A 20,085-nucleotide genomic window follows, 5' to 3' on the forward strand; every position below is an offset into this window, starting at 1 on the left:
ATCTGGATCACGACTGGACTAACTGGTCCGTTCGTTGTTACGGTCCACGCATCGGTCAACCGGGGCAAGGATGCTCCGCCGGGCAGCGCCCGGACACGACCAGGACGCATCGGAGTGATGATGAGGTTTCACCGTGCACGGGTCGCAGCGACCGCTGCTGTGGCCGCTGGGTTCGCGCTGACGCTGGCGGCGTGCGCGCCCGGCGGCGGGTCCGCCGCCACCGCGGAGCCCACCGACGTGTCGACGGACGTCGCGTCCGCCGGCGACGTGACGATCAAGCTCACCGACTTCTGGGGCTCCGCCGAGGGCGAGTGGGTCGACGGGGTCATCAAGGACTTCGAGAAGAAGTACCCGAACGTCACCGTCGACCGCACCTCGGAGGACTGGGGCCAGCTGAACTCGACGCTGAACCTGCAGCTCCAGGACGACGCGGGCCCGGACATCGCGACCGCCAACAACGGCTGGGCGTCCCTGGGCACGCTCGCGAAGGGCGGCCTCGTCCTCAACCTCGACGCCTACGCGAAGTCGTACGGCTGGGACAGCAACGTGCCGACCACCATCCAGCGGCAGAACAAGTTCACGACCGACTTCACGACCATGGGCTCGGGCTCCTGGTTCTCGACGCCGGTCGCCCGCGCCTCGCTGATCGGCCTGTACTACAACGCCGACAAGCTCAAGGCGCTCGGCATCGACCCGCCCACCAACCTGGACGAGCTCGAGGCCGCCGCCGCCAAGGCGAAGGCCGCCGGCGAGGTGCCCTTCGAGTACGGCAGCATGGACGGCTCGACCACGGCCCTCCTCGGGGTGCAGGCGCTCCTGGCCGACCGGGACAAGCTCAACGACTACACGTACGACGACCCGTCGGTGAAGGCGACCGACGTCAAGATGACCGAGGCCGTCTCGACCGTCAAGAAGTGGGCCGACGAGGGCTACTACCCGGAGGCCTTCGAGGGCATCGACTACCAGACGGCGGTCGCCAACTTCGTCGGCGGCCAGGGCGTCTTCCGCTGGGAGTACACGGGTTCGCTGGGCCTGAACGCGGACCAGCAGAGCCACTTCGGCTACCTGCAGCTCCCGCAGGCCGGCGGCTCGACCGTCGGCGTGGGCGCGGCCCCCGGTGCCCTGGTGATCTCCGCCAAGAGCAAGCACCCGGACGTCGCCGCGGCGTTCCTCGACTACCTCATGTCGCCGACCGCCGCGCAGAAGGCGGCCGACCTCGGCCTCGTCCCCGCGCTCGCCCCGGACGTCACGGTCCCCACCACGTCGCTCAGCCTCACGGGTGAGTCGGCCGGTGCCGCGGCGCTCGACTCCGACGACGGCTACGTGCCGTACTTCGACTGGTCCAGCCCGACCATGCTCGACACCCTCAGCCAGAACATCCAGCTGGTCTACGCCGGCAAGATGACCCCGGACGACTTCACGGCCGCGGTCGACGCCGACCGTGACGCGTTCCTGGCGCAGCAGGGCTGATCATGTCGACGTCAGCGCACACCGCCGCGGCCGAGGGAGCCACGGCGCTCACCTCGCCGCAGTCGGACGGGCGCACGTCCCAGGGCCACCGGGTCCGGCGCCGCTCCGTGCGGAGCCGGAACCGGTGGGTCGGGCTCGCGTTCGTCGCGCTCCCGCTGGTGATCTACGGGTTCGTCGTGCTGGTCCCCCTGGCGCAGTCCGTCCAGTACTCGTTCTTCAACTGGGACGGCGTCTCCGCGGCGACGTGGGTGGGCTTCCAGAACTACGTCACCTTCGTCACCGACCCGGTCCTGCGCTCGACGCTCGGCCACGTGCTCGTGCTCATCTGCTTCTTCGCGCTGCTGCCGATCGCCCTCGGGCTGTTCTCGGCGGCGCTGCTCACCCGCGCGAAGCAGCCCGGCATGGCGGTGTACCGCTGGATCTTCTTCCTGCCGCAGGTGATGACGACCGTCGTCGTCGCCCTCGTCTTCAAGCGGATCTACGCGCCGGACGGCCCGCTCAACACGGTGCTGCGCGCCGTGGGGCTCGACGCCCTCACGCGCACCTGGCTGGCGGACTTCACCTGGGCGCTGCCCGCGCTGGGCCTGGTGGGCACGTGGGTGACGTTCGGCTTCTGCATGGTGCTCTTCATCTCGGGCACCTCGTCGATCGCCCCCGAGCTGTACGAGGCGGCGCGCATCGACGGGGCCGGGGCGGTCCGCGAGTTCTTCGCGGTCACGCTGCCCGGGCTCCGGGGCCAGATCGCCATCGCGCTCACGCTGACCATCACCGCGGCGCTGCGGACCTTCGACCTCGTGTGGGTCACCACGCACGGGGGTCCCGGCACCTCGACGCTCACCCCCGCCGTCGCCCTGTACAAGGCGGCCTTCCAGAACCCGCAGGTCGGGCTCGCCGCGGCGATCGGCGTGACGATGGCGGCCCTGTGCCTCGTCATCGCGCTGATCATCACCCGCGTGTCTGAGAGGGACTGACATGAACAGCTCACGCACCGAGAAAGCCGTGAACTACGTCGTCCTGACCGTCATGGCCGCCCTCGTGCTCTTCCCGGTCGGCACGTTCGTGCTCGCCGCGCTGAGCCCCGACCGCTCGGGCAAGCCGGTGGGCGCCGGGAGCTTCTCGTGGGAGAACTTCGGGACGGCGTGGCAGCAGGCGGGCTTCTCGCGCGCCATGGCCGTCTCGCTGATCGTCGCGGGGTGCGCGGTGCTCGGGCAGGTGGTCCTGGCGCTGCTCGGCGGCTACGGCTTCGGGGTGCTGGGGGTCGCGGGGGAGAAGGTCATCTTCCCGCTCATCCTGCTCGGCATGATGATCTCGACCGAGGCCATCATCGTCCCGCTGTACTACCAGTTCCGGACCGTCGGGCTGACCAACTCGCTGCCCGGCATCATCCTCATCCACCTGGGCATGGGCGTGCCGTTCGGGATCTTCTGGATGCGGGCGGCGTTCCGCGCCCTGCCGCGGTCGATCTTCGAGTCGGCCGCCCTGGACGGCGCCGGCCCGCTGCGGATGCTGCGCCTGATCGCGCTGCCGATCGTCCGGCCGGCCATCTACACGCTCGTCCTGCTCAGCTTCATGTGGACCTGGAACGACTACTTCCTGTCGCTGGTCTTCCTGCACGGGTCGAACCAGACCGCCACGGTGGCGCTCGGCGTCTTCCAGGGCAAGTACGTCACCCAGATCAACCTCATGGCCGCGGGCGGCCTCATCGTCGCCGCGCCCGTGCTGATCCTCTACGTCCTGTTCCAGCGCAAGTTCATCTCCGGGATGCTCGCCGGCGCCATCAAGGAGTAGCCGCGCCGCCTTGCCCGTCCCACCCAGCTACTTCTCTCAGGGGAACCGAAGTGTCAATCCAACCCATGCTCCTGCCGGACGCGGACGCCGTCGGCGACACCGTCGCCCAGATGGTCCTCGACCGCCTGGACGCGACCGCCGGCAGCGGGAAGCCGTTCCTGCTCGGCTGCCCCGGCGGCCGGACCGCCGCGTCGACGTACCAGGCTCTCGCCCGGCGCTCCGCCGGCGGTGCCGACCTGTCCCGCGTCGTCGTCGTGATGATGGACGAGTACGTGGTGCCCGACGGCGACGGCGGCCTGCGCCGCGTCGACCCGGACGAGTCCTACTCGTGCCTCGGCTTCGGCCGTCGCGAGATCCTCGACCCGATCGCCGCGGGGTGCCGCGAGGCGGGCACGACGCCGCCCACCGAGGTCTGGGTCCCCGACCCCGCGGACCCGGCCGCCTACGACGCGAAGATCGAGGCCGCCGGCGGCATCGACCTGTTCCTCCTGGCGTCCGGCGCGAGCGACGGGCACATCGCCTTCAACCAGCCCGGGACCCCGCGGTCGACGCGGACGCACGTCACCCCCTTGGGTCTGGCGACCCGCAGGGACAACATGGAGACGTTCCCGGAGTTCACGAGCCTGGACCTCGTGCCCGAGCACGGCGTGAGCGTCGGCGTCGACACGATCGCCGGCCTGTCGCACGAGGTCGTGATGATCGTCTGCGGCGAGCACAAGCAGCACGCGTTCGACCGCCTCGCGTCGGCCGACGTGTACGAGCCCGACTGGCCGGCGACGGTGGCGGTCGAGTGCAAGAACCCGACCCTCGTCGCGGACTCCGCCGCGGCGGGCCGCTGACACCCCCACCCCAGACCCTGCCCGCAGGACGACCGAAGGAAGCGCATCACCATGGCAGCCATCAAGCTCGTGTACATCGGGGGAGGGTCCTCGCGTGGAGCGGGGACCATGGCCTCGTTCCTCGCCCACGCCAAGGACTTCGCCGGGTCCGAGGTGGTGATCCAGGACGTCAACCCTGACCGCCTGCACGCGGTCGAGACGATCGCGACCAAGATCGCCCGCGCGCAGGACCTCGACATCACGGTGACGTCGACCACCGATCGCCGGGCCGCCCTGACGGACGCGGACGCGGTGCTGTCGAGCTTCCGCCCCGGCGACTTCGCGGCCCGCGCGCTCGACGAGCGCATCCCGCTCAAGCACGGCGTCATCGGCCAGGAGACCCAGGGCCCCGGCGGGTTCTTCATGGCCCTGCGCTCGATCCACATCTACGAGGACATCGTCCGCGACCTCGACGCCGTGGCGCCGAACGCGATCCTGTTCAACTACACGAACCCCGTGAACATCGTCTCCCAGGCGGTCACCAAGTTCACCGACCGCACCATCTGGTCGATGTGCGAGGGCCCGATCGTGTTCCCGAAGACCGTGCTGCGCGCGGCCGGGCTCGACGAGGACAAGGCCGAGATCGTCATGGCCGGCGTCAACCACAACGTCTGGTCGACCGAGCACACCTACGACGGCCAGGACCTCATGCCGCTGCTCGACGCCGCGTGGGAGGCCCGCAAGGACGACCCGACGCTGAGCGTCCACGCCAAGCGGATGCTGCACCTCGCGGTGACCATGCGCTCGGTCCCGGCCGACTACTTCCAGTACTACTACTTCCGCGAGGAGGTCCTCCGGGAGCTGCAGGGCGCCCGCACCACGCGCGCGGAGGACCTGCTGGCGGCGCTGCCCGGGTACTGGGAGCACTACGAGGAGCAGTCGCGCGCCGAGGTCCCCGACCTCGACCCGGCCCGCTCGCGAGGCGGCATCCACGAGCTCGAGCTGGCGATCGACGTGATGAGCGCGTACTACAACGACACCGGCGCGCGCCTGCCCGTCAACCTGCCGAACGTGGGCGGCGCGCTGCCCGGGTTCGACGAGGACGTCGTCGTCGAGATGTGGTGCACGGTCGACGCCCAGGGCGTGCGGCCGCTGCCGCAGAAGCCGCTGCCGCACGCGGTGCGCGGCCTGGTCCAGCAGCTGGCCGAGTACCAGTACCTCGCGGCCGAGGCGGCGTGGAAGGGCACGCGCGCCGACGGCATCCGCGCCCTGGCCGCCAACCCGATGGTGCCCACGATCGCGGTGGCCGAGGAGCTGTACGACGAGATGGCGTACGCGCACCGTGCCTACCTGCCGGAGAGGCTGCTGAAGTAGGCATGGAACACGCCTACCTGGCGCTCGACGCCGGCAACTCCAAGACGGTCGCCCTCGTCGTCGACGGCGAGGGCACCGTCCTGGGGCGGGGCCGCGGCGGCAACGGCGACATCTACGGCGCCGCCAGCGTCGATGCCGCGCTCGTCGCGGTGCGCGGGGCGATCGGTGACGCGCTCGCCGCGTCCGGCCTCGCCGCCGGGAACCTCGTCGCGGCCGCGTTCCGCGTCGCGGGCGTCGACTACCCCGAGGACGCGCAGTTCTGGGACGGCAAGCTCCGAGAGGTGCTCGGCGACGGCCCGCGGTGGAGCATCCTCAACGACGGCTTCGCGTCCCTGCGGCTCATCGACGGCACCGGCGTCGGGCTGTCGATCACGGTCGGCACGGGCCCGGCGCTGGCCGCCCGGTCGGCCGACGGCCGCGAGGAGTGCTCGGGCATGTTCATGTTCGACGACCTCGGGGGCGGCGGCCTGGGCAACGCCGCGCTCGCGGCCGTCACGCAGGCGTGGATGGGGATCGGGCCGCCGACCGCGCTGACCGACGAGCTGCTGGCGATGTACGACGTGCCCGACGCCTGGCACCTGCGGCACGCGTTCACGCAGCGGTTCGGCGCGCTCCCCGCGCGCGAGCTCTGGCGGGCGGCCCGGGTGGTCCTCGCCGTCGCGGGCGCCGGCGACGAGGTCGCGCGGCAGATCGTCGCGCGCCAGGCCGCGTCGTTCGTCCGCTACGCGCAGTGGTGCGCGCAGCGGGTCGGCGTCGACCTCGCGTCGGGCGAGCTGCCCGTGCTCCTCAACGGGTCGGTGGCCACGTCCGAGCACCCGGCGATGCGCGACGCGCTCGTCGCGGAGCTCGCGCGGGTCGCCCCGGCCGCGTCCGTGAGCGTCGCGACGGCGTCGCCGCTGTGCGGGGTCGTCCTCGACGCGCTCGCCGAGGGCGGCATCCCGGTGGGCCCCGAGCTGCTCGCCCGCGTCCGGGACGACCACCCCGACGACTTCCTGATGACCTGACCGTTCCCCACTCGCTGCACCACCCGGAGGACTTCCGCATGAGCACGCCCCCGTTCGACGTCGACGCCGTCCTGGCCGCCCTCACGCTGGAGGAGAAGGCCTCGCTGCTGTCGGGCCACGACGACTGGTACACCGAGACGATCGAGCGCCTGGGCGTGCCGGCGATCGAGGTGGGCGACGGCCCGCACGGCCTGCGCAAGGAGACCGGCGTCGACATGGTCTGGGTGCCGGCCACCGGCTTCCCGACGGCGTCGGCGATGGGGGCCTCCTGGGACCGCGACCTCGTCCGCCGGGTCGCCGTCGCGATCGGCGAGGAGGCGCGCGCCGAGGGCGTCCAGGTGGTGCTGGGCCCCGGCGTGAACATGAAGCGCTCGCCCCTGTGCGGGCGCAACTTCGAGTACTTCTCCGAGGACCCGGTGCACTCCGGGGAGCTCGGCGCGGCGTACGTCGAGGGCGTCCAGTCGGTCGGCGTCGGCACGTCGCTCAAGCACTTCGCGGCGAACAACCAGGAGATCGAGCGGACCCGGATCTCCGTCGAGGCCGACGAGCGCACGCTGAGGGAGATCTACCTCGCCGCGTTCGAGCGCGTCGTCGACAAGGCCGACCCGTGGACCGTGATGTGCTCGTACAACCGGCTGCACGGCGTGCACGCCTCGGAGAACCACTGGCTGCTCACCGAGGTGCTCCGGGACGAGTGGGGCTACGACGGCGTCATCGTGTCCGACTGGAACGCCGTCCACCACCGGGTGCCCGCCCTGGCCGCGGGGCTCGACCTGGAGATGCCCGGCACCGGCGGGCGCACGGACGCCGAGATCGTCGCCGCCGTCCGCGCGGGCGAGCTGCCCGAGGCCGTCGTGGACGCCGCGGCGCGGCGGGTGCTGGGGCTCGTGGCCCGCGCCTATCCCGGGACTGACCTGGTGAACGGTCCCGTCATGGACCTGGGCGTCGAGCCCGGCGACGCGCTGACCGACGCCCAGCTCGACCTCCTCGGTGCGGCCGAGCACCACGCCGTGGCGCGCGAGGCCGCGGCCGGGTGCATCACGCTGCTGCGCAACGAGGGCTCCGTGCTTCCCCTGGCCGCGAACGGCGAGGAGCGGATCGCGGTGGTCGGCGCGTTCGCCGAGCGGTTCCGCATCCAGGGCGGCGGCTCGTCGGGCGTGAGCCCGACGCGGGTGGAGAGCGCGCTCGAGTCCCTCCGGGCCGTCGCGGGGGACCGCCTGACGTACGCGCCGGGCTACGTGCACACGCCGAAGGACGACTACCAGGACGACCTCGACGCCTACCTCGCCGCGCACGACGCGACGTTCGTCGACGACGGGTCCGGCCCCGCGCGCCGCTCCGCCGCGCTCGCCCGGGCCCTGCGGATGGCGGCCGCCGCCGAGCGCGTGGCGGCCGCCGCACCGTCCGCCCGGGCGGAGCGCCTGATCGACGAGGCGGTCGCGGTCGCCGAGCAGGCCGACGTCGTCGTGGCGTTCGTCGGGCTCCCGCTCGCCTTCGAGCAGGAGGCCGACGACCGCACCACGCTCGCGCTGCCGTCCGACCACGTCGCGCTCGTGCAGCGGTTGGCCGGCCTGGGCAAGCCCGTGGTCGTCGTCCTGTCCAACGGCGCGGCCGTCACCATGGACCCCTGGCACGACCGGGTGGACGCCATCGTCGAGGCCTGGCTGCCCGGCCAGGCCGGCGCCGCCGCGGTGGTCGACGTCCTGTTCGGGCGCGTGAACCCGTCCGGCAAGGTGGCCGAGACGTTCCCCCTCGCCGTCCAGGACTCGCCCGGCTACGTCACCTGGACCGGCGAGCGCGGCACCGTTCAGTACGGCGAGGGCGTGTTCATCGGGTACCGCTGGTACGACGCGCTGCTCCGCGACGTGCTCTACCCGTTCGGGCACGGGCTGTCGTACACGACGTTCGCGTACTCCGACCTGGACGTCGAGGTGGTCGACGCGGCCGCCGGCGACGTGCGCGTCTCCTGCACGGTCACCAACACGGGCGACCGGGCCGGGCGCGAGGTGGTGCAGCTGTACGTCGGCGACCCCGACGCGGCGGTCCGCCGTCCGGTCCGCGAGCTCAAGGGCTTCGAGAAGGTCGCGCTCGAGCCGGGCGGGTCGTCGCGGGTGGTGTTCGAGCTGTCCAGCCGCGACTTCGCGTACTGGGACGTGGCGACCGCCCGCCCCGACGGCCGGCTCGGCGCCTGGCGTCGCGAGGGCGGCACGTTCGGCATCGACGTCGGCGCCTCGTCGCGCGACCTGCGGCTGCACGCGAGCATCGAGCTGCCCGACGACGCCGGCATCCCGGCTCTGGTGCCCGACGCCGACCTGCTCGTCGCGGCCGCGTCCCGGTTCACCGAGGGGCACCACGGGTGATGCGCGCCTGACCCGACGAGCGCTCGACGGCCCCGCATCTCCTGGTGCGGGGCCGTCGTCGTGCGAACCGGACTCTTGACGCGGATCGGACATCGGGTCATAGGGTGGGGGTACTGCCATTTGGTAGGAGTACTTACTAATCCACGGTCAGACATCCCCAGTTCGATGGAGAGCCCGATGCGCCGTTCCCGCCGGTTGTCCGTGTCCGCCGCACTCGCCCTCGGGGTGAGCGCCGCGCTCCTCGCGCCCCTGCCCGCGCAGGCCTCCTCGAAGCCGGCGCCCGCCGCGCCGAGCAAGGTGGTGACGGCCTACTTCGCCGACTGGGACGTCTACGGCCGCGGGTACTACGTCAAGGACATCCCGGTCAGCAAGCTGAACGTCATCCAGTACGCGTTCGGCGTCCCGGGCTACGACGCGGCCACCGGCACGGCCAGCTGCAACGTGCTCGACCCGTGGGCCGACTACCAGCAGGTCTACTGGACGGGCGACAACACGGTCGACGGCGTCGCGGACGACCCGAGCAACCCGGACCAGCACCTGTTCGGCAGCTTCAACCAGCTGCGCAAGCTCAAGGCCGCGAACCCGCACCTCAAGGTCGAGATCTCCCTGGGTGGCTGGACCAAGTCGACGTGGTTCTCGACGCTCGCCAGCACCCCGCAGCTGCGGCAGTCGTTCGTGGCGTCCTGCATCGACACGTTCATCAAGGGCAACCTGCCCGGCGGCGGCTGGCCCGAGGGTGCCGGGGGAGCGGGCGCGGCGTCCGGCCTGTTCGACGGCATCGACCTCGACTGGGAGTACCCCACCCAGGTGGCCGGCGGGAACGTGAACCCCACCCCGGCCGACCGGCACAACGCGACGCTGCTCGCGGCCGAGTTCCGCACGCAGCTCGACGCGTACGGCGCCACGACCGGCACGCACTACCTGCTCACCGCGGCGCTCCCGGCGGCGAAGAGCTCGACGAAGTACTACGAGCTCAAGGAGATCTCGAAGTACTTCGACTGGGACAACGTGATGACCTACGACTTCAACGTGCCCAGCGGGCCGAAGGCGTCGCCCAACACGCTGTTCGCCCCGGACCCGCGCGACCCCAACGCCAAGGACCTGACCTGGAACACGAGCGGCACCGTCGCCTGGTACCTGCTCAACGGCGTGCCGGCGAACAAGATCGTGGTGGGCGTGCCGTTCTACGCGCAGCAGTACCTGCGCACCGGGCCGGCCAACAACGGCCTCTACCAGCCGTTCGACAACACGGGCACGGACGCGAACTCGCTGACCGTCGACGTCACGCCGCAGCCGAGCTTCCACGCGCTCGTCGACGAGGGCGGCTACGTGAACGACGCCGGCACCGTCGGCGGCGCCGGCTACACCGCGCACTGGAACCTGCTGGCCGGCGAGCCGTACCTGACCAACCCCGCGGCCGCCCACCCGAACCTGACCACGGGTCCCGCGACGGTGCCGACGCTGATCGCGTACTCGAGCCCGAGGTCGATCGGCGAGCGCGCGAAGCTGATCAAGGCGCTGCACCTGCGCGGCGCCATGGCGTGGGAGATCAGCCAGGACTCGAACAGCCACGCGCTGATCAGCGCGCTGGCTCCGGTGCTCGAGTAGGACCGGCGTCGGGTCACGACGACGCGGTGGGGCACGTCTGGCGGTACGGACCGAGGGCCGAGGCGTAGGTCGCCCACTCGACCTGGGTCAGGTTCCGTCCGGCGGCCGCACAGGCGGCTGCGCTGAGGTGGGCCGGGTCGAGGTCCCACTCCGCGACGCCCTGGGCGACGGTGACCAGCACGGCCCGCCCGTCGGGGCGCAGGTAGCCCGGGTACATGACCGGGGTGCCGTACGGGAGCTCGGGCCCGATGGGGACGCTGACCTCCCGATACCGGGGTGTGGAGCTCGGGATCGGCTCGCCGAGCCGGATTCCGGCGTTCGCGTCGTAGACGCTGACGCTCTGGTCGTCGGTCGCAGCGATGAGCGTGGTGCCGTCGTCGGAGAACTGCAGGTTGGAGATGGCTCCTCGCGCCCCCGGCAGGTCACGAAGCGTCGTCATCGTGGTGCTGTCCACGAGCGAGACCGACCCGCGTCGGGCGACGGCGAGCAGGCCGTCGTCCCGGAGGGCGACCGCGTCGGCGCCGGGCCGAGGCGTTCCGAGGGGCTTGCCGGTGCGGCCGTCGTACATCTGCACGACCGTGGTCGTCCCGACGTCCGCCGAGAGGGAACTGGTCTGATTCGGGTCGCCGTCCTGGAGAGCGATCGCCACTCGTGAGCCGTCCGAGGTCGCGGACATGTCGATCACGCCCTGGTTGCGGCCGTCGATCGGGTGCCCGTCCCACTTCTGGGTGGCCCGGTTTCCCACCCAGAGCTGCCAGCCGGGCATGGACACGTACACGCGGTCGCCCGACGGGGTGGACCAGATCTCGCCGGCGCGCTCGGGAACGCGCAGGCCACCGGGCACCTCCCGGCCGGTCTCCACATCGATCGGGCGCAGGTCTCCCAAGCCCTGCACGTAGGCCGTGACGATGCCCCGGAACATCCACTCCACACCGAGAACCCGGCCGGGCAACGCCTGCACCTGCGTGTCCGTGCGCGCGTCCCACACGGCGTAGGACGTGAGGTCCGCCGTGCTCTGCGCATCCGCGGGCCGGCTCGCCGTCAGGAACAGGTTCCCGTCGGGGTCGTACCCGGCCACGGCGACGGACCCCCGGGCCAGGAGGCGGGTCACCGGTCCGGACCCGTCGACCATCCAGCGCGTGATCACCGGCGCGCCGGCGCCAAACACCACGAGCTCGCCCTGCGACACCGACAGGTTCCCGACGTCGCCCCGCTGGATGTCGAGCTCGACGCCGTTCTCGGCCCCGGTGGTGAGGCTGCGTTCCCGCACGACTCCGAACCGGTCGCCGCAGAGCACGAGGCCCGCCTCGGGTGCCACCGTGGACCACGAGCACGTGTCGGACCCACCGAGATCCGCAGTCCAGACGACCCCGCCGGTGGACGGCGCGACGGCCAGCATCGAGGACCCTCCGACCAGGACGACGAGGTCGTCCCCGGCGCTGACGGCATGGTCGTCCGTGATGGCGCGCCTGCCCGGAAGGTGCTGGTCGACGGGCGACTGGTTCAGGGCGCCCTCCAGCCCGCCGGTACGGAGCTCGGAGGACGGCGCGGGGGGGTCGATCGTCCGCAGCGTGGCCAACGAGGTCGGGTCGAGCACCCGGACGGGTCCGTCGGACGAACCCACGACCAGCTGCCCCGAACCGTCGAACGCTGCGGCCGCCTTTGCCGTGCCCTTGGCCGTCGCGAGCACGACGCCGTCCTGGACCCGTCGCGACGTCACGGAGCCGTCGTTGCCGGCGACCGTCACGACCACCTTTCCGTGCGGGTCGAGGGCGAGCTCCCCGGACGGGCCGGTCGTCAGCGGACCGAGGAGCCGTGCCCCGGTGGCGATGTCGTCCACGGTCAGGGACCTGCCGGCCTGGATCGCCACCCGGGTGCCGTCGGCGCTGACCCGCACAAGCGGGCGCGGCCCTTGGTCCGACGTCGCGACCGGGTCGAAGGTGCGGATGACGGCGCCGTCGTCCGTGCCGATCAGCAGGGGCGTGCGGGCGTCCACCACCACGACCGACGTCGCGGTCCCCGGGACGCTCGCCCCTGCGATGCGCGTCGCACCGGGGACCCGGTGATAGCCGACGAACCCCGGCGAGGCGGTGAAGGTGCTCAGCAGCGCGGAGCGGGCGTGGGCGTCGTCCGGTGCCCGGCGGTAGGCCTCGACGGCCAGCAGCGCGGCGGCGTCGCGGTTGGTGGCCTGCAGCGCGATGGACTGGTTGACCAACACTTGCAGCTCGGCGGCGTTCCTGGCCCTGGTGGCGTCCGCCCGGCTCACCCCCGCCAGCGAGCCCGCCACGACCGCCAGGACGAGGACGGCGACCACGCTCGCGAGGGCCGTGCGCAGCCGACGGTTCTGCCGGGCGTCGCGTGCCGCGCGCACGGCCAGCTGGTCCGCGTCCGCCTCGCGCAGTGCCTGCGCCGCGTCGAGGAAGTCGGTCTCGACCGCCGTCAGCTCGGGGGTTGTCGACGCCCGCCACTCCAGGGCCACGTCCAGGCGGGCGCCCCGGTACAGCTCGCCGTCAGGGCGTCCGAGGGCGTCCCAGCCGTTCGCGGCGGCGCTCAGGTGCCGCAGGATGCGCACCCCGGCCGCGTCGTCGTCGAGCCACGCCCGCAGGCGCGGCCAGGCACGCACCAGCGACTCGTGCGCGATCTCGATCGTGCCGTCGTCGGCGGTCAGCAGGCGCGCGCGCACCAGGTCGCTCATGACCCGGTCCCGGCCGCCCTCGAGGCCCAGGGCGCGCAGGGGTTGGCGGCGATGGATCGCGCCCCCCTCGCCCGACGGCGTCACGAGTCGGAGCAGGAGGGCTCGACAGGTCGCCCGGTCCGCCTCCGAGTACCCCTCGTAGACGCGCTCGGCGGTCTGCGCGACGGCGGCCGAGATGCCACCGGACGCCTCGTAGCCGTCGACGGTGAGGACCGAGCCGTCCCGGCGGCGCCAGGTCTCGACCAGGGCGTGGGACAGCAGGGGGAGCGACCCGGCACCGTCGCCGGCCTCGTTGACCAGCAGCTCGACCAGACCGTGCTCGAGCCGCAGGCCCGCCTGCCGGGCCGGTTCCTCGATGACCTCGCGCAGCTGGTCGTCGGTGAGCGGGCGGACCAGGTGCAGCCCCGTCTCCGTCAGCTGTGCCAGGCGGGGGTCGATGCTCAGCCCCGCGATCTGGTCGGCCCGCACCGTGACGACGACGAGGTGGTCGTCCGTCGCCTCCGCCAGGACGCGGCAGAACTCCCGGACGACGCCCGCGCGGTACCCCCCGATGAACAGGTCCTCCAGCTGGTCGACCACCAGGGCCGCCCCCGCCGGCGCACCGCCGATCGCCGCCCGCAGGCCCCCGACCGGGTCCGGCCCCGGCATGACGACCACCGGAGGGACACCCTGACGACGGAGTGCCGCGGCGACGCCGGCCCGGGCCAGCGAGCTCTTGCCTACCCCGGACGGTCCCGCGATCACGAGCAGCGGATGGGCGTGCAGCCGGGTGAGGCACGCCTCGATCTCGGCGGCGCGGCCGTGGAACGTCTCGCTGTCGTCGACGCCGAACGCGGCGAGGCCCCGGTAGGGGCAGTCCTGCCGGCCGGCGGGCGCGGGGTCGATCGCCGCGATGCTCGGATCGTGGTGGAGGATCTGCTGCTCCAGCTCGGTCAGCTGAGCGCCCGGGTCGACGCCGAGCTCGCGGACGAGGTGCCGGCGGGCGTCCCGCAGGGTGAGCAGGGCGTCCCCCTGTCGTCCGCACCGGTACTGCGCCAGCGCCAGGATCGCCCACCGCCGCTCGCGCAACGGATCCTGCTCGAGCAGCTTGCGGGCGTCGCTGGCCACCGTGCGGTGCTCACCCGCGGCCAGCCGCGCGTCGAGGAGGTCCTCCTCGCAGGTGGACCGCAGCTCGGTCAGCCGCGCCACCTCGCTCGCGGCGCCGTCCCACTCGCGCAGCTCCGCGAACGGGTCTCCCCGCCAGAGCGCCAGCGACCGGCTGTACGCGCTCACGGCGCGGTCCGGCTCCCCGGACGCGGCGAACGCCCGGGCGCGGGCGACCCCCTCGTCGAACGCGTCGACGTCGACGTCTCCGTACGGCAGGTCGAGGCGGTAGCCGCCCGGGCACGTGACTACAACGTCCCGCGGCAAGGCCTTGCGGAGGTGGCCGATCGTGGCTTGCAGCTGCTTCGGCCAGGTGCTCGGTGGGACCGGACCCCAGCTGGCGTCCGCGAGCTCGTCGAGGCTGACGGCCATCGGGCGGCGCAGCACCAGCGCGCAGAGGGCCGTCCTCGCCCGCGGGCTCAACGAGGAGTCTCCGTCGAGCTCGATCGGCCCCAGCACACGGACGGCCATCTCCGCAGTGTGTTCTCGCCGTCCGGGGTGGTCAACGACCCGTATACCGGGTGCATACCGGCGGAGGGACGGCCTCATACCGGCGGGCCCGACGGTCGAGCCATGAACCGATCACGTCGACCTCATGTCACCACGCTGCTCACCTTCGAGTTCGCCCCGGATCCGGAGCCGACGCCCTCGACGACGACCCCACCGCACCGCGCTCGCCTGGTTGGCGCCGCCGTCACGCTGGCGGTCGCGGCGGCCGCCGTCCTGTGCGCGCCGAACCTCGTCGGGAGCCCGACGCCGCCGGTGCCAAGCTCGCCCCCGGCCACGTCCTGCGGGACGGTAATCCCGTGCTCGCCGTCCGGTGAGGTCGCGGCCCGGTCGGCCCGGGATCGGGACGCGGCACGACTTGCACGCGAGCGGTGCCCGTCGACCCTGCCGCCGTCCCAGAGCTGCCTCCGACCGTTCCCCGACCAACCGTGATGTGGGGCCGGTGGTGCGACTCGCTCACGCTAGGGGTCCCCCATCACGGGGACCGTTGCCGCGTCGAGGTCGTCCGAGGAGCCTGGGTCGATGGCGGTGCAGTTCACGGTCTTCGTGAGCTCGACCTTCGACGACTTCGTCGTCGAGCGCGACGTTCTGCGCACGCTCGTGTACCCGGCCCTGGCGCGGCACTGCGAGGCCCGCGGCGCGCAGTTCGAGGCCGTCGACCTGCGCTGGGGCGTGAGCCGGCAGGCGGTGGAGGCTCGCCAGGCGGTGCAGATCTGCCTGGCCGAGGTCGATCGCTGCGTCGCGTCCGGCATGCGGCCGGACTTCCTGGTCCTGCTCGGCGACCGGCTCGGGTGGCGCGGCCTGCCGTCGGTCCTCGACGCCGAGCTCCACGCGTCCCTCGTCGGCGGGCTGCGGGCTACCGGTGCCGAGGCCCAGGCAGACAGCCTCGAGGCGCTCTACCCGCGGGTCGACGACAACGCCGTGCCGCGCTGCCGCGTGCTGACGGTCTCCACCGACGAGCACCGGGCGCGGGAGGTCGAGGTGCTCGACGCGCTCGAACGGGTCGTGCCGCGCACCGACGTCCTGGACGCGCTGCTCGGATCGGTCACGGAGCAGGAGGTCCGGCACCGGCTGGCGTGCGCTCCGGTGCAGGAGAGCTCGCTGGTGGCGGTCCGCCGCGAGCTCGTGCCGGCTCCTGCCGGGCGGTGGATCGACCAGGACGATGCCGCGCGGCCTCGTCGCGAGCGGTTGCGGGCCGACCTGCGCCGGACCGGGCAGGTCGTCCCGTACACCGTCCGCGGGGATCCCGGGACGGAGGGTGACGACGTCCGGGCGATGGCCTCGGAGCTGCTCGGCCGGCTGACGCGCCTCGTGGACGACGAGCTCGACCGGGCCGAGTCCGTGCCGCGGGCGAGCACGGAGCGGGCCGAGCACCTGGCGTTCGCCGCGGCGCGCGGCGCGGACCTGGTCGGCCGGGACCGCGAGCGGGCCGAGCTCGACGCGTGGCTCGCTGGTCCCGGCGGCGGCGCGCTCGTGGTGCACGGTCCGTCCGGGTCGGGGAAGTCCAGCCTGCTCGCCGCCTGCGTGCTGCGCGCCGCCGCGGGGCCGGTGCCCGTGGTCGCGCGGTTCGTCGGCGTGACCGAGGACTCGTCCGAGCCCGCGAGGCTGACCGCCAGCCTCCTGGACGCGCTGCGCGAGGTGCGGCCCGGGGCCGGCGACCCCGGCGGCTCGGTCGAGCTGCAGCTGGCCGACGCCCTGGCGACCTGGCCCGCGGACGATCCCGTGCTCGTCGTCGTGGACGCGCTGGACCAGCTGGGCGTGGCGCCGCTCTCGCCGTGGCTCGCCGCCGAGCGCTCTGCGGGAGTCCACCTGCTCGTCTCCGTGCTCGACGGGACCGAGCTCGACGTGCTCTCCGAGGTCGTGCCGGGTGGTCGCCGCCTGGCCCTGGCGCCCCTGGCGGCGGTCGACCGCGGCGAGGCCCTCGAAGGCTGGCTCGCGGCGGCCGGGCGCTCGCTGACCCGCGAGCAGCGGACCGCCGTGCTCGACGCGGCCGCGTCGACCGGGCTGCCACTGCACCTGCGCCTGCTGTTCGAGAGGGCTCGGCGCTGGCCGTCCTGGGCGGACGGCGGGCCGCTGGCGACGGACGCCGCCGGGGCGGTCGGGCAGCTCCTCGACGACCTCATGCGGCCGGAGGCGCACGGGGAGGTGCTGGTCGGGGCGGCGCTTGCCGCCCTCGTCGCGAGCCGCGCGGGCCTGTCCGGGCGCGAGGTGGTCGAGATCCTGTCGGCGGACGCGCGCGTGCTGGCGGACCAGGTCGAGCGGGCGCCGAGCTCCCCGCGGATCGACGGGCTCGCGCCCGTGGTGTGGGCCCGGCTGCGTCACGATCTCGGTGGGTACCTGGTCGACCGCGCGACCCCAGGGGCCGTGACCCTGGTGCCGTTCCACCGCGAGGTGCGCGAGGCGATCGAGCGGCGATGGGTGACCGGGCCCGCCGGGCGCGCGGTCCACGGCGCGATCGCCGACCACTTCCTGCGGCAGCCCGCTTGGATCGTCGACCGCGACGGGCGGACGGGCCCGCACCTGCGGCGTGCGACCGAGCTGATGTCCCAGCTCCTCGCGGCGGGGCGGGGCCCGGACGCGCGGGCCGTCGTGACCGATGCCGGCTGGCTCTCCGCGGTCGCGCACGGGCTCGGGGGGTGGGAGCTCGCCGCGCAGGTGCACGCCGTGGCCACCGGGCTCGGGGACGACCCGGAGCTGGTCGAGCTGGACCGCGCCGCTCGGGCCGCCGCCCCCCACGTGGAGGCCCGACCCGGGGAGCTCCCGGCGCAGCTGGTCGCGCGGCTGGCCCCCTCGGAGCTGCGCGACCGGCTCACCGCTGCCGACTGGCCGCACCCCTGGCTCGAGTCGAGGTCGTCGAGCCTGCGCGGCACGAGCCGCGCCGACCTCGACGGCCACAGCGGGACCGCCCGCTCGATCGCCGTTTCCCACGACGGCGCGTGGTGCGCCTCGTTCGGCGCGTCGAGCCCCGACCGCACGGTGCGGTTCTGGTCGGTCGAGACCGGGCGGAACGTCCGGACCGTGCAGCTCCCGCCCGGGGGCGGCGCGGTACCGATGGCCTTCCGACCGTCGGGGCGCCTGCTCCTCGGGCTGGGCGCCGAGATCGTCGAGGTCGACCGCCTTAGCGGGCGTTCGCAACCGCGGGCAGTGCTCCCCGAGGGTGCAGTGATCGCCGCGATGGCGTCGGCGAGCGACGTGGACCTGGCCGTCGCGGTCGATCACGACGGCCGCGCCTGGATCCTCACGGACGCGGGCTGCACGTCGATCGACGGTCCTCCGGCCGACGACGCCGGGCGGGTCACGGCCGCCGCCCTCTCCGACGACGGCACGGTCCTCGCGGTGCTCACCACAGGGCTCGTGCGACTGCTCGACCTGCGGGACGGGACGTGGAGGACGACCCCGCGGGCGGGGGACGTGCCCTGGGAGCGCGAGCCCCTCGGGGTGTCGCACGACGGCCGGGTCGTGCTGTTCGGCGCGGAGCTGCAGCGATGGGACGTGTCCGGGGGCGACCCCGAGGCGGTCCTCGCGGGGTCCGCGATCGAGTTCGACGTCCGAGCCGTCCTGGCGCTCACACCCGACGGCCGCCACGCACTGGTCTCACCGCGGCTCGACGAGCTGCGCGACGCGGTCATCGCCTCGACCGAGGTGCGCATGCTGGCGGCCTGGGACGTGGGCGCGCCGGCCCTCGGAGCCGACCTGCCGGAGCCGGGTGCGCGGGTCGCTGCGTGCGCCCTGACGCCGGACGGTGCGTCGGCGATCGTGGCCTACGACGACCACTCGGTCCGCGTGTGGGACCTCCGGGCAGCCGATCAGGGACAGCGCGCCGCACCGGCTCGACGACTCGACAACCCGATCGCGCGCCTCGTGGTCGATCCTCCCGTCGTCCACGCGCGCGACCAAGGACGTCAGGTGGCGACGGTCGATCTGCGCACGGGGGAGATGCTCGAGTCGGCCCCCGCCCAGGAGGTGTTCGACCGCGGGACGCCCGCCGGGCCCCGTCGGCGTCGGCGCACCGTCCGCGCCGAACGGCGCCGACGGGTGAGCGCGGCGGTCTGGGTCGGGTCGGACTCCGGCACGGTCGGGGTCCGGTACGACCTCCTCATCGCCAAGGCGTCGGACCAGCCGGACGGGCCCGACGACCCGCACGCCCCACCCACCGCGCCGTTCGCGGTCTACCGACGACTCCTGGGGCGGTGGGTGCGGGTCCGGCGGCCACGCGTCGACGCGATCCGCGCCCGGCTGGTCGACGTCGCGCTCGACGCCGACGGACGCCGCGCGGTGGTCGCCTCCAACGGGTCGCTGCGCGTGTTCGACCTCCGCAGCGGCCGGCAGCTGTTCCGGTTGGTGGGGCACCAGGGAGTGGTGCGCACCGTGGCGGTGGTGCCCGGCGTCGCCGAGTGGCCCGCCGGTCTGGTGGTGAGCGGAGGCGAAGACGCGACCGTCCGCGTGTGGGACCTGCGCGACGGCCACGAGGTGGCGAGCCTGCGGCTGGGCGCCATCGTCACCGTGGTGGCCGCCTGCGTCGAGGGCACGACGGCCGTGGTGGTCGCCGGCGATGCGGCGGGCCACGTCGACGTGCTGAGCCTGCGGGCCGGGTGATCCCGACTAGCGGTACCACTCCTCGTCGATGGAGGCGAGCGTGGACGGCTGCACGCGGTCACCGAGCCCGTAGAACTGCTGGAAGCTCATGATCAGCGGGCGCCAGCGGTCCGGGTCGATGCGGTTCGCCGTGTCGGGCAGTCGGATCGACTCGTGGACGTGGATGCGGGTCACCTCGAGCTCGATGGCCGCCGTGCCGCCGCCGCCGAGCAGGTGGAGGTCGGTGACCGCGGCCTCGAGGTGGACCGGGCACTCGGCCGCGCGCAGCGGGGCGACCGTGGCCGACGGGAGGGGTGTGAGCCCGGCGCGGGCGAACTTGTCCGGCTCGTAGCGGTAGCCGACGGACGCCTTGCGGACAGGCACGGGGTCCCGACCGGTGGTGAGTGCGAGTCGGTCGACGGCCGCCACCTGGTCCACCGAGGGCAGGTTGAGCACGCACTCGCCGGTGTCGCGCAGGTTCTGGACCGTGCGGGACCGGGTGCCCATGCCGATCACCGCCGTGTGCCCGAGCCAGAAGACCGAGGAGATGGGGGCGAGGTTCGGCCGCCCGTCCGCGCCGACGGTGCTGATCAGGACGACGGGCGTGCCGAAGTAGAGGATCGACGGGTCGATGGACACATGGCGCGGAGCGGTGGTCGTCGGCACGGAGGGCTCCCGGAGTCGAGGCGGTGGGGCCCGGGCGGGCCCACCGGGAAGACGGCCCAGGAGTCCGGAACGTGAGC

At 73.4% G+C, this 20,085-nt stretch carries 11 protein-coding genes; 9 read left to right on the plus strand and 2 right to left on the minus strand.

Annotated elements, in window-relative coordinates:
* The first annotated feature begins 159 nt into the window (after nucleotides 1–159).
* The 8 genes from AB5970_RS05960 (at nucleotide 160) to AB5970_RS05995 (ending at nucleotide 10,422) form a co-directional block, all read left to right on the plus strand.
* Complete coding sequence (locus tag AB5970_RS05960) at nucleotides 160–1,470, plus strand: extracellular solute-binding protein (protein WP_370502997.1); 1,311 nt, start codon at nucleotides 160–162, stop codon at nucleotides 1,468–1,470.
* Between the two features lie 2 nt (nucleotides 1,471–1,472).
* Entirely contained in the window at nucleotides 1,473–2,441 is a 969-nt protein-coding gene (locus AB5970_RS05965) for a carbohydrate ABC transporter permease (protein WP_370502998.1), read from the plus strand.
* A gap of 28 nt (nucleotides 2,442–2,469) precedes the next feature.
* Nucleotides 2,470–3,258, plus strand: coding sequence for a carbohydrate ABC transporter permease (locus tag AB5970_RS05970; protein ID WP_370502999.1), 789 nt, complete (start codon nucleotides 2,470–2,472; stop codon nucleotides 3,256–3,258).
* Between the two features lie 65 nt (nucleotides 3,259–3,323).
* The gene (locus tag AB5970_RS05975; RefSeq protein WP_370503000.1) at nucleotides 3,324–4,097 is read left to right on the plus strand and encodes a 6-phosphogluconolactonase; all 774 of its coding nucleotides are present in this window, start codon (nucleotides 3,324–3,326) and stop codon (nucleotides 4,095–4,097) included.
* A gap of 51 nt (nucleotides 4,098–4,148) precedes the next feature.
* Nucleotides 4,149–5,450 carry a hypothetical protein gene (locus AB5970_RS05980; protein ID WP_370503001.1) on the plus strand — a complete coding sequence of 434 codons (1,302 nt, stop codon included), beginning with the start codon at nucleotides 4,149–4,151 and terminating at the stop codon, nucleotides 5,448–5,450.
* Nucleotides 5,451–5,452: 2 nt separating this feature from the next.
* Entirely contained in the window at nucleotides 5,453–6,454 is a 1,002-nt protein-coding gene (locus AB5970_RS05985) for a hypothetical protein (RefSeq protein WP_370503002.1), read from the plus strand.
* A 38-nt stretch (nucleotides 6,455–6,492) separates the two neighbouring features.
* Complete coding sequence (locus AB5970_RS05990; protein WP_370503003.1) at nucleotides 6,493–8,814, plus strand: beta-glucosidase family protein; 2,322 nt, start codon at nucleotides 6,493–6,495, stop codon at nucleotides 8,812–8,814.
* Nucleotides 8,815–8,991: 177 nt separating this feature from the next.
* A complete protein-coding gene (locus tag AB5970_RS05995; RefSeq protein ID WP_370503004.1) occupies nucleotides 8,992–10,422 on the plus strand; it encodes a glycoside hydrolase family 18 protein in 1,431 nt (476 codons plus the stop codon).
* 13 nt (nucleotides 10,423–10,435) lie between these two features.
* Here AB5970_RS05995 and AB5970_RS06000 read toward each other — a convergent pair whose 3' ends face one another.
* A complete protein-coding gene (locus AB5970_RS06000; RefSeq protein WP_370503005.1) occupies nucleotides 10,436–14,731 on the minus strand; it encodes a BTAD domain-containing putative transcriptional regulator in 4,296 nt (1,431 codons plus the stop codon).
* Between the two features lie 558 nt (nucleotides 14,732–15,289).
* Here AB5970_RS06000 and AB5970_RS06005 point away from each other — a divergent pair.
* On the plus strand, nucleotides 15,290–19,363 hold the full coding sequence (locus AB5970_RS06005; protein WP_370503006.1) for an AAA family ATPase: 4,074 nt from the start codon (nucleotides 15,290–15,292) through the stop codon (nucleotides 19,361–19,363).
* A gap of 6 nt (nucleotides 19,364–19,369) precedes the next feature.
* On the opposite strand, the gene AB5970_RS06010 is transcribed toward AB5970_RS06005, so the two are convergent.
* Nucleotides 19,370–20,008 (minus strand): flavin reductase family protein, encoded by a 639-nt coding sequence (locus AB5970_RS06010; protein ID WP_370503007.1) that lies wholly within the window; start codon nucleotides 20,006–20,008, stop codon nucleotides 19,370–19,372.
* Between the last annotated feature and the right edge of the window lie 77 nt (nucleotides 20,009–20,085).

It is taken from the genome of Cellulomonas sp. ICMP 17802 (assembly GCF_041295535.1).
Lineage (GTDB): Bacteria > Actinomycetota > Actinomycetes > Actinomycetales > Cellulomonadaceae > Cellulomonas.